This window comes from Verrucomicrobium sp. BvORR106, assembly GCF_000739655.1.
In the GTDB taxonomy this organism is placed as follows: Bacteria; Verrucomicrobiota; Verrucomicrobiia; order Verrucomicrobiales; family Verrucomicrobiaceae; genus Verrucomicrobium.
In genome coordinates this window covers 1-10,258 of sequence record NZ_BATR01000178.1, presented here as the reverse complement: position 1 = coordinate 10,258, position 10,258 = coordinate 1, and the positions used below count along the sequence as shown (strand labels likewise).

General features: G+C 62.2%; 8 protein-coding genes. 2 read left to right on the top strand and 6 right to left on the bottom strand.

Features of this window, described 5'->3' with window-relative positions; all coding sequences use genetic code 11:
- Window positions 1–98 precede the first annotated feature (98 nt).
- The 4 genes from BV106_RS31440 to BV106_RS31425 all read right to left on the bottom strand — a co-directional run bounded on the left by BV106_RS31440 (window position 99) and on the right by BV106_RS31425 (window position 4,359).
- Entirely contained in the window at window positions 99–1,409 is a 1,311-nt protein-coding gene (locus tag BV106_RS31440) for a Gfo/Idh/MocA family oxidoreductase (RefSeq protein ID WP_038171523.1), read from the bottom strand.
- A 46-nt stretch (window positions 1,410–1,455) separates the two neighbouring features.
- On the bottom strand, window positions 1,456–1,701 hold the full coding sequence (locus BV106_RS31435; RefSeq protein ID WP_038171521.1) for a glutaredoxin family protein: 246 nt from the start codon (window positions 1,699–1,701) through the stop codon (window positions 1,456–1,458).
- A gap of 38 nt (window positions 1,702–1,739) precedes the next feature.
- Window positions 1,740–2,945, bottom strand: coding sequence for a PQQ-binding-like beta-propeller repeat protein (locus BV106_RS31430; protein WP_038171520.1), 1,206 nt, complete (start codon window positions 2,943–2,945; stop codon window positions 1,740–1,742).
- A gap of 85 nt (window positions 2,946–3,030) precedes the next feature.
- Window positions 3,031–4,359, bottom strand: coding sequence for a PQQ-binding-like beta-propeller repeat protein (locus BV106_RS31425; protein WP_038171518.1), 1,329 nt, complete (start codon window positions 4,357–4,359; stop codon window positions 3,031–3,033).
- Window positions 4,360–4,470: 111 nt separating this feature from the next.
- On the opposite strand from BV106_RS31425, the gene BV106_RS31420 reads away from it, so the two are divergent.
- Window positions 4,471–5,454, top strand: a complete 984-nt coding sequence (locus BV106_RS31420) for a hypothetical protein (protein WP_265596272.1) — start codon at window positions 4,471–4,473, stop codon at window positions 5,452–5,454.
- 9 nt (window positions 5,455–5,463) lie between these two features.
- Here the strand turns inward: BV106_RS31420 and BV106_RS36530 are convergent, their stop codons facing one another.
- The gene (locus BV106_RS36530) at window positions 5,464–6,420 is read right to left on the bottom strand and encodes a TlpA disulfide reductase family protein (RefSeq protein WP_051946632.1); all 957 of its coding nucleotides are present in this window, start codon (window positions 6,418–6,420) and stop codon (window positions 5,464–5,466) included.
- A gap of 177 nt (window positions 6,421–6,597) precedes the next feature.
- Between BV106_RS36530 and BV106_RS31410 the strand changes: the two genes are divergently transcribed.
- A complete protein-coding gene (locus tag BV106_RS31410; RefSeq protein WP_038171517.1) occupies window positions 6,598–7,488 on the top strand; it encodes a sugar phosphate isomerase/epimerase in 891 nt (296 codons plus the stop codon).
- Window positions 7,489–7,965: 477 nt separating this feature from the next.
- On the opposite strand, the gene BV106_RS31405 is transcribed toward BV106_RS31410, so the two are convergent.
- The coding region (locus BV106_RS31405; RefSeq protein WP_038171515.1) for a PVC-type heme-binding CxxCH protein at window positions 7,966–10,258 on the bottom strand (2,293 nt) is incomplete at its 5' end.

Sequence of the window (10,258 nt, the reverse complement as noted above, 5' to 3'; positions counted from 1 at the left end):
TCCTGCTCCGCAGGATCAGGTGTTGGTGGAGCTCGGGTGGCTTGGGAACGCCGAATGGCTTGCTATGTCGGAAGGGAAAGAAGGAACCTTTGTGTAGCTTAAACCGGATACTCCCACGGGCCGCGGTAGGCGCGGCTGAGGAGCTTGTTGGCCTCGGCGTCGCCGGGGATCACTTCTTTTTCGCCGTCCCAGGCGATGCTGCGGCCGAGCTTGTAGGAGAGCATGCCCAGAAGGGGCAGGCAGGAGGAGCGGTGGGCGCTTTCGATACCAGCGACGGGCTCGCGCTTCTGCTCAATGGAATCGAGGAAGTCGGCCCAGAGGAGAGCGATGTTGTGACCATCGGGCTCCTGGAGCTGGTGATCACCGTGGGCACCGGCATCCTTGCTGTTAGCCGGGTAGAAGGTCCAGCCATCCCGCCAGCCGATGTGGAGCACACCTTTCTCGCCGAAGAAGCGGGTGCCGATGGGATGCTTGTCGTCGCCGTTGCCGGCGAACTTGCGGTGCTCCCAGGTGGCGGTGAACTGTTCGAACTGGAAGACGGCGACCTGATGGTCTGGGGCGTCGCTGGTCTGCTGTTTGTCCGTCAGCACGGCGAAACCGGCCACGGGACGGCCGCCGGTGCAATAGACGCTCTTGGGCGCCTTTTCATCGGTCCAGAGAAGCACCTGGTCCAGCCAGTGCACGCCCCAGTCGGCCATGGTGCCGTTGGCGAAGTCGAGGAAATTACGCCAGCCACCGGGGTGGATCTTGGTGTTGAAGGGGCGCAGGGGCGCGGGACCGCAGTACATGTCCCAGTCCATGCCGTCCGGCGGTTCGCTGTTGGGCTTGGGCGACTCTGGACCGCCCTTGCCCGCGACGAGGCAGCGGACCTCGCCGATCTTGCCCAGGGCGCCGCTCTTGAGGAACTTCAGGGCCTCCACATGATGGGGGCCGATGCGGCGGTGCAGGCCAACCTGCACCTTCACGCCGGCATCCCGGACGGCTCGCACCATGGCGGAACTCTCCTTCACCGTGTGTCCGGTGGGCTTCTCCACATAGATGTGGGCGCCTGCCTTGGCGGCGGCGATGCTCTGGAGGGCGTGCCAGTGGTCCGGGGTGGCGATGATGACCACCTCGGGCTTCTCTTTGTCCAGCAGTTCGCGGTAGTCCTTGTAGGTCTTGGGTTCCTTGCCGGAATCGATGGCCACGTCGCCTGCGGCGTTGGTGAGGACGTTCTCATCCACATCGCAGAGGGCGACGACGTCGATCCGCTTGGATGCCATCGCCTCCCGGAGGATGTTCATGCCCCACCAGCCCGAGCCAATGAGCGCGGTGCGGTATTTCTTGTCCGACTTCTGCCCCAGCAGGGGAATGGCACCGAAGGCGGCCGAGGCTGCGGCGGCGGATTGGAGGAAATGACGGCGTTGCATGAGGGACAAACCAGAGGAGGAAGGCGAATGCAAGGAACGAGGGGGACTACGCGGGGAACTTCATCTTCTTCCACCAGGCCTCCAGCTCGTCGGCACCGAAGTCGGCGAGAATGTGGCCGTCCACATCGATGCTGGGGGCTTTGCTTTGGCCGGTGAGTTCATGCATCTCGGCGCGTGCTTCGCGATCGCTGGTGACGTCCAGCACTTCGTATTTCACGTTGTGATCTTCGAGCCAGTCGATGGCTTCGTCACACCAGGGGCAGCCGGGTTTGATGAAAAGGCGGATACTCATTTGAAGAAAGGATGCGGGAAATAATGTGGGGATGGGGGTCAGCCTTTCACGTCCAGGCAGACCACGTCGCCGGCGGCGTTGCGGCAGTAGATGCGGCCGTTGGCCAGCACGGGCACAGTCCAGCAGCGTCCGCTCAGCACCTGGGCGCGGGAGAGGGGTTTGAAGGCGTCCTTCGAAGGTTCGGCGATGATGAGTTCGCCTTTTTCGCTGAGCACGATGAGCTTCCCGTCCGCCACGGTGACGGACCCGGCTCCTGCGCTCTTCTCCGACCATTTCTCAGTGCCGGTGCTGAACTCGATGCACTTCAGCGAAGCGTCCTTGCCTTCGTTGCCATCGATGCCGTAGAGGTGGCCGTCGATGAGTACGGAGGGGTTCATCTGATTGCGCATCACGCGGCTCTGCCAGACGACATCGGCATTGCTGCCGGCCGTCTTGAGGAGGGCGGCGCCTTTGTTGTAGCCCGAGGAAACAAATACGAGGTCCCCTTGCACGACAGGGTCCGCCGCATTCACACCGTAGCTGGTGTTCCAGGGGTGTTCCCAGAGCTTCTGCCCGTTGACCGGATCCACGGCGACGTAAGAACGTCCGGAGCCGAGGATGATCTCGGTCTTGCCGTTGCGCTCAATAGGGTAAGGGGTGGAGTAGCCTGCGTTCCGGTCATCGGACTCCCACACGATCTTGCCGGAGGTCTTGTCCAGAGCCAGACCGCCCTGGCCGACATTGAGGATGAGCAGATGCTTCCACACGAGAGGGGAGCCGCCAAAGCCCCAATCAGGGATGCGGGCCTCGGTCTCCTGCTGCACATTCTTGGACCAGATGATCTTGCCGGTGGCGGCTTCAAAACAGAAGACGTCTCCCCAGCGGCTCAGTTGGTAGAGCTTGTCGCCATCCACAGCGGGCGTGCCGGTGGTGCCGCCTTCGAAGTACTTGTCTCCCAGATCAGCATCGTAGGCGTGTTTCCAGATCTCCTTCCCTGTCGTCGCGTCGAAGCAGAAGACGGTGTCTTTGTTGTCGGCATTGCCCGTGGTGTACACTTTGCCATTGGCCACCGTGAAGGAGGCGAACCCGGTGCCGACATTGGCTTTCCAGAGGACCTTGGGAGCGCTGCTCCACTTTGCGTTCCACCCGCTTTCAGCGGAGATGCCATTGCGATCCGGGCCACGCCATTGCGGCCAGTCGGCAGCAAGAGCGGCCTGGGCACAGAGGGCGGTGGCGAGACAGAGGGAGGTAGAGAAGGAGTTCATGGGGGTGTGATCGAATTGGCCCGGCCGACGGCGGGCGGTTGATTACGCTACGTTCCGGACGGGGCTCCCGCAGGCATCCATTGCGTCACTGTTTCACGACTTTCACCAGATGGGTCTTGGTACGGAAAAAGATCGCCCCATCCGCCACGGCGGGCGAGGCGGTGACGGGTTCATTGAACTTGTTGCGGGCCAATACCTTGAACTCGGGGCTCGCGGCGATGACCGTGGCATCACCCGTATCACTCACGAAGTAGATGCGCTCCTTGGTGGCGATGGGCGCGGCGACGAATTTGCCGGGGGAGATGCGCTCACTCCAGACGTCGGCACCATCCTGCAGATTCACACAGACCCCCACGCCAGCGCCAGTGGCCTGAAAGATGTGGCCGTTCACCATCACAGGTGTGGAGAGGGTGGCGTTGCGCTTGTCCCTGTCCCAGAGTACGTGGCTCTCGGTGATGTCTCCCTTGGCCGTGTCATCCAGCTTCACCGCCATGAGGTGGGCGCGCTCGGAGCCGGTGTTGATGTAGGCGATGTTGCCCACGGAGAGGGGACGGGCGGAAGCGTTGAACTCCTTGTGCCGAATGGTCCAGAGTTCCTTGCCCGTGTTGAGGTCATAGCCGAAGGCGGCACGTGAGCCTACGGAGAGGAGCTGGAGCGTGTTGCCCACCTTCATGACAGAGGGGGTGCCATAGGCTTTGCGCAGGTCACCGTCGCGGGTGGGCTTGCCTTCTTTGTCGAGGTCGCCGTAGTCGGTCGTCCGGTTTGTGGTCCAGAGCGTTTTGCCCGTGGCCTTGTCCAGTGCGGTGACGAACTGTTTGTCAATCCCGTCAAAAGTCAGGATCAGCAGGTTGTCATAGATGATGGGGGAGGACCCTGGACCGCGGAAGTGGCGCACGTTGATGTCCCGCCGCTGCCATACGACCTCACCTGTTTTGGGGTTCAGTCGTGCGGTGCCGTAAGTGCCGAAGTGGACGTACAGAGCGTCCTCTTCCAGGACACAGGAGGGGGCGGCATAGTTGTTGATGGGGTTGCCTAGTTCCTCAGGGGCTTCGTTTTGAAAGAGGAGCTTGTGGTGCACGATCTTCCCGTCCTGCCGGTTGATGGCGTAGAGGAACATCTTGTGGCCGTCCTTGGAGGCGGAGGTGAACCAGATGAGATCGCCACCGATCACGGGGGTGGAGTGGCCTTCGTCCTCGATCGGGGTGGACCAGGCAATGCCCTTGCCAGAGGCTTCATCCCACTCCAGCGGCAGTTTGGCGGCCTCGGATTCCGGGATCAGGCAATCCTTCGTGGGACCCTGCCGGTCTGGCCAGAACAGCGGGGTCACCGCCGGGGTGGCCGCGTGACTGCTGCTGACACCTACGGCGAGCAGAAGGGCGGCGAGACGGGAGGAGGGCAGGACGTTCACGGGCATGGGTCTAAAGCAGGGGTGAATGGGTAAGCGAACAAGAAAAACAAAACGCTGACAGATTGGCAATCTCTCGCTGGTTGAAGTGATGTTCCCAACACCGCTTCCGTTCCTGCCATGACCTCCTTTTTCTCTCGCTCCCTTCTCCTGGCTGGCTGCACATGGTCAGTCTTCTTGATCGCCGCCACCTCCAGCCGGGCGGAACTCACTGCCGAGCAGCAACAGGTGCCGCTGGAGGAAGAGAGTCCTGACCCGAAGCTGGCCAAGATTGTCCTCATCGCCGGGACCCCGAGCAACAAGCCGCTGCAGCACGAGTACTTTGCCGGATGTGCTCTTATGAGACAGTGGCTGAAGGAGGTGCCGGGTGTGTGGCCGGTGCTCGTGGCGGAGGGCTGGCCCAAGAACGAAAAGGTGCTGGATGGGGCGAAGGCCGTGCTCTGCTATATGGATGGCGGGGACAAGTTGGCCCTGCTGGAGCCCGCCCGCTGGGCGAAGATCAAAGGGCTCATGGATCAGAAAGCGGGGCTGGTGATGCTGCATCAGGCCGTGGAGGTGCCAGCATCCCAGTCCCAGGAGTTCCAATCCTGGCTGGGAGCGGTGTGGCAGAAGGACATCGGCTCCCGTGGGCACTGGGACATGGCTTTCGAGAGCATCCCCTCCCACTCGGCCACGCGTGGGGTGCAGGCCTTTGCCGCGCCCAAGGACGGCTGGCTGTTCAATCTGCACTTTGCCGAGAAGGGTGTGACGCCTCTCCTGGTGGGGGCGGTGCCGGACTCCGGGCGATCCACGGCGGATGCCAAAAGCCACGCCGGGCGGGCGGAAGTGATCGCGTGGGCCTACGAGCGCCCCAATGGCGGACGCAGTGTGGGTTTCACCGGCTGCGACCTACATATCGGTTGGGGGTGGGAGAGCCAACGTCGGTTTCTGTTGAACTCCGTGCTGTGGAGCGCCGGGCTGGATGTGCCTGCCGATGGCGTCACGGTAAAGTGGGACGCGGCCTCGCTAAGCACGAACCTGGACCGGAAGGTGTTCGCTGCCAAAACGAAGAAGGCGGCAACGCCAGCAGAAGGTGCCAGCGTGCCGCCTGTGGAAGTGAAGTAGGTTGCGGCTCTACTCAGCCAGGAGGCGCTCGACCTCGCTCTCGACCTTGCCGCGGGCATTGGTCTGGACGAGGAGGCCCTGCTTGTTGATGAGCCACATGACGGGGATCATCTGGATGCCGAAGCGCTTGCAGAGTTCTCCGTCGCCACCTTTGCCATCAAAGTGCTGGGGCCACTTCAGGTTGTTCTGGCGGACGAAGGTCTCAAGTACGCCGCGATCCTGGTCGAGTGAGATGGCCACGACTTCAAAGCCCTTGTCGTGGAATTTCTCATAGGCCTTCGTCACGTGGGGGAGTTCTTCGACACATGGGCCGCACCAGGTGGCCCAGAAGTCGATGAGCACGACCTTGCCCCGCAGGGTTTCGAGATCCACTTCACGGCCATCCAGAGCGGTGAACTTTAGATCCAGGGGCTTGGTGCGAAACGGGGTGGTGAGCTGGCTGCTGGCGAGCAGGCCCTTGATCATCGCATTGCGCGGGGAGAGCGGGTACTTCTCCAGGTGCTCGGCAGCCAGTTTCTCCCAGGCGGCAGCACTGGCGGTGCTGCCGTCATTGGTCTCCTCCTGCATCACGCGCAGGGCGCTGGCTTCAGACTTCGTGCGGTTGTCGGCGTCGGGGGCATTCAGGATCTGGGTGATGGCGTCCTTGGAGCCCTCGCGTACGGGCACGCCCAGTTCCTCTCGAGAGCTGTTGGTCTGGCTTTCAAAGAGCAGGGCGCTCCAGCGGCGTGGGTCCGTGGGGAACTTCTCCACGAGCTCACTGTAGGCCGCGTCATAGGCAGCGATGCTGGTCTTGTAGTATTCCTTGGCTTCCTCCTTGTTCTGGAACTGCTTGGTCGGGCTGGTGAGAGCCTGTCGCGCGGCGCTGACTTTCTCCCACAAAGCGTCCGCAGGGGAGGCGTCCGCCGCATGGAGAGAGGAGGTGAGTGAGAGCAGCAGGGCGGCAAACAGGGGCAGGGCAGGTTTCATGGAAGCGTTCAGAGCAGGGGAAGGAATCGATAGGGTCAGACTAAAACGTACGATGGGGCCGATCTCCGAAGGTGTTTTTACCGAAACGCCACTTCGCGAGCGCCGGGGCGAGGGCAATTCGCCAGAAATCCAGTCCAACCTTGCGCCTGTCCGGGGTCTTTACTACGATCCCATTCCATGATGAAAAGTCTGCCTCTCCTCACTGCCTCTGCAATTGGGCTCCTGGCCGGAGCTGTCTTGCTGACCTCCCAAGCGGCCGATGCGCCTGCCGCTGCCGCCGCCTCTGAAAAGCCGACCACCGGCCTGCAACTCTACAGCCTGCGGAGCCAGTTCAAGCTACGCGGCGTGGCGTGGACGCTGGACCAGGTCAAGAGCTTCGGCATCACCGAAGTGGAGTTGGCTGGCACCTATGACCAGACGCCGGAACAGTTCAAAGGCGAGCTGGACAAGCGCGGTCTCAAGGCCGTGAGCTCCCACTTCCCTTTTGGCCGTCTGAAGGGCGACATCGCCGGCGTGGTGAAAGATGCCAAGGCGCTCGGATTAAAATACGCTGGGTGTGCCTGGATCGACCACAAGGACGGGTTCGATGAAGCAGAGTGTCGCGAAGCCGCCTCCGTCTTCAACAAGGCCGGGGAAGCTCTGGCGAAGGAGGGCATCACCTTCTTCTACCACCCGCACGGGTATGAGTTCGTGCCTCATGGCGAGGGCACCCTGTTCGACCTCCTCTTTGCCGAGACCAAGCCGGAGTTTGTGAGCTATCAGATGGACGTGCTCTGGATCGTGTTCCCCGGCCAGGATCCGGTGAAGCTGCTGGAGAAGTACAGCAACCGCTGGAAGCTGATGCACCTGAAGGACCTGAAGAAGGGTGTGGCCACGGGCTCCCTGTCCGGCAAGACGGACCTGGAAAATGATGTGGTGCTGGGCTCCGGCCAGACGAACTACCCCGCCGTGCTGGAAACAGCCAAGAAGGTGGGCGTGAAACATTATTTCATCGAAGACGAATCTCCCTCCGTCATGGAGCAGGTGCCCCAGAGCCTGAAGTACATGAAGTCCCAGGGGTTTGAGTGAGATGGGTTTTCGTACTGAGTAGCGAGTAGTTTCAAAGGCCGGAGGTGATGACCTCCGGCCTTTTTGTTTGAGAGGGGAGGGCGAGCGAATCTGCCACGCTTCAGGGTGGGACCTGTTTGTGTAGGTTCCGGAGGTGTCGGTCGCTACGCTCCCTCAACCTCCGGCTACCTTCTGGGATGCCTTCGGCATGGTTGGTTTCATGGGGCGGGCAAGTGCGTTCTGGTGGGGCAAATCACCTGTGACTTGATGAGTCGATAAAGGAAGCGGGGGTTCCCAGCCCCGCCCAGGCATCAAGAGTCCCTTGATCGCTCTCTCACACCGTCCATCCAACAGACCGCGGGGCCGGAGACCCCGCCTCTTGTATTCCGCGGCCATCTGCCCTCGCAGCTTGTTCGTGGGTAACAAAAAACCCCGGAAGTCACCTCCCGGGGTCCTTTGAATTTTGAATTTTGATCTTTGAAGTTTTATTATTTCCTCCTACTGCCCCGGCAACGCCACTTGGGAGTCGCTGGTCAGATAGGCCATGAGGTTGCGCACCTGCTCATCCGACAGCGCGAGCAGCAGACCCTCAGGCATCAAGGACACGGGCAGTTCCTGGATGCTGGTGATGTCTCCGCGCTCCACGACCTGCTCCTGGCCCACCATCTTGATGGTGAGGGTGCGGTCGGTCTTGGCGGCGATGTTGCCGCTGAGGATGCGGCCGTCCTTGAGGTTCACCACGGACATCTTGTAGTCGGCGGCCAGCGTGGCGCTGGGGTCGGCGATGTTCTCGATGAGGTAGTTCACGTCCTTGCGACCGCTGCCGGTGAGGTCGGGGCCGATGAGGTTGCCCTCGCCATAGAGCTTGTGGCAGGCGGCACACACCTGGTTGAAGATCACGCGCCCGGCGCTGGCATCGGCCTTGGAGACGAGCTCCTTGGTCAGCTTGCCTTTGAGGGCGGCAATGAGTTGCTGCTTGTCGGCGCTGGACTCGCGGATGTCGCCCCACACTTCGGTGAGTTGCTTGTCCAGTGCAGCGTCTTTGAAGCTGCGCATCTGCCGGGCCTGGTAGGGGGTGATGTCCTTCCGGGGGATCTGATTGGGGGCGGTGCCCACCTGCTTCAGCATCGCCTTGGCGAAGTTCGCCCGGGAGGTGAGGGTGTCCATCACCGCAGGCTGTTCGTTGGGGTAGAAGCTGCGGTAGCTCTTCGCGAGCGACTCGCCGATCTTCTCGTCATCATACAGCGCCAGACCGCGCACGGCGGTCATGTTCAGGTCACGGGTCTTGAGCAGCTTCTCGCACACCTCGCGCAGGCCGTCGGCCTTGGCGGCGATGAGGGACTGCAGGGCATTGCGGCGGGCGGTGAAGTCCGCCTTGTCATCCAGCACCAGTTTTTTGATGTCGTCCAACGCGCGGCCGTCGCCGAAGAGGGCGCTCAGGGCACGGAGCTGTTCCTGTTGGGTGGCCTCTGTCACCTTGGCGGCAAAGGCATCCCAGGCCGCAGGCTTCTTCGCCTTGGCCCAGCCCTTGAGGCCGTCGGTCATCCCTTGCAGGATGTCGGCGGAGTTCGAGGCGGCAACATTGCCCAGCAGGGTGTTGAGCGGGGCCGGGTTGGTCTCGATGTCCTCTGTGCAGCGGCGGGCGATGAACTGGCGGACCAGCGGGATCTGGCAGGAAGTGGCCAGCTTGGCGAGCTCTGCCGGGGGCATGTCCATGATGCCATACCAGTACATGAGCGGCAGGTAGGCATCCTTGGCATCGTCGGCATGGCCCAGCAGCTGGGTGGCCAGTGCGGGCTTCTCGGCATCTGCCAGGCGTCCCAGGGCGGAAGCCAGGTGCAGGCGGACGAAGGCGCTGTCTTCTTCCTTGGCGAGGCTTGCCAGGATGCCTGCGGTGCGGGGTGTAGGGCCCTCAGCCGTGATGGTTTGCAACACCCAGCGGCGGAGGAACTCACTGTCAGACTTGATCATCCCTGCCACCATGGCGGCGACGGCGTCTTGGGCGGCGGGGGAGTCTGCACGCAGCAGTCCCGCGTACCCCATGGTCCACCAGGCGTTGAGTTTCTTGCCCGTGGTGGGGGCGTTCTTGAAGGTGTCGAGAACCAGATTGGCCACGGCAGGAACCTTGCCGCGGTGGGCGCGTTCACGCAGCTCCCAACGGGCCATGCGCACGAGCCATTCGTTGTCGCTGAGCTGGAGTTTCACCAGCTCTTCATCGCTGAGCTTGGTGACGTCGGTCTCCTTGGGTTTCACAGCGTCGCCGTAGGTGACTTTGAAAATGCGGCCGGAGTTGCGGTGCACGCCGTCGTTCTCATGGCACTCGCCGATGTCGCTCCAGTCCAGGATGTACACGCCGCCGTCCGGGCCGTAGGTGAGCTCCACGCCGCGGAACCAGGTGTCATCGCTCTTCAGGATGTCGGGCTCATGCTTGCCGACGAAGGTGCTGCCCTGACGCTCCAGACGCTCCACGTTGATGCGGCGGCCGTGCAGGTTTAAGGTCATAACCTTGTCCCGATATTCCTTGGGCCAGTTGGTGCCCTGATAAATGATCATGCCGACGTGGGCGTGGCCACCGCCGAGCTGGTCATTGACGCCCACGCCACCGCGGGAGTCCGTCCAGCTCTTGCCGGTGTCCCAGTGGTAGTGATCAGCGATCTGGTCCATGAGCTGGTAGGCCCGGGGATTGAGATCCTGCCCGTGCATGCGCTTCAGGTGCGCTCCGTCGATGCCGTGCCAAAGGTGGCCGATGACGGTGTTGATGAAGATGAGGTCGCCCGTGGCGGTCCAGTCA

Coding starts and splice junctions, on each gene's coding strand:
- BV106_RS31410 (WP_038171517.1), top strand. CDS start 6,598: ATGATGAAAAGTCTGCCTCTCCTCACTGCCTCTGCAATTGGGCTCCTG.
- BV106_RS31430 (WP_038171520.1), bottom strand. CDS start 2,945: ATGAACTCCTTCTCTACCTCCCTCTGTCTCGCCACCGCCCTCTGTGCC.
- BV106_RS36530 (WP_051946632.1), bottom strand. CDS start 6,420: ATGAAACCTGCCCTGCCCCTGTTTGCCGCCCTGCTGCTCTCACTCACC.
- BV106_RS31425 (WP_038171518.1), bottom strand. CDS start 4,359: ATGCCCGTGAACGTCCTGCCCTCCTCCCGTCTCGCCGCCCTTCTGCTC.
- BV106_RS31435 (WP_038171521.1), bottom strand. CDS start 1,701: ATGAGTATCCGCCTTTTCATCAAACCCGGCTGCCCCTGGTGTGACGAA.
- BV106_RS31440 (WP_038171523.1), bottom strand. CDS start 1,409: ATGCAACGCCGTCATTTCCTCCAATCCGCCGCCGCAGCCTCGGCCGCC.
- BV106_RS31420 (WP_265596272.1), top strand. CDS start 4,471: ATGACCTCCTTTTTCTCTCGCTCCCTTCTCCTGGCTGGCTGCACATGG.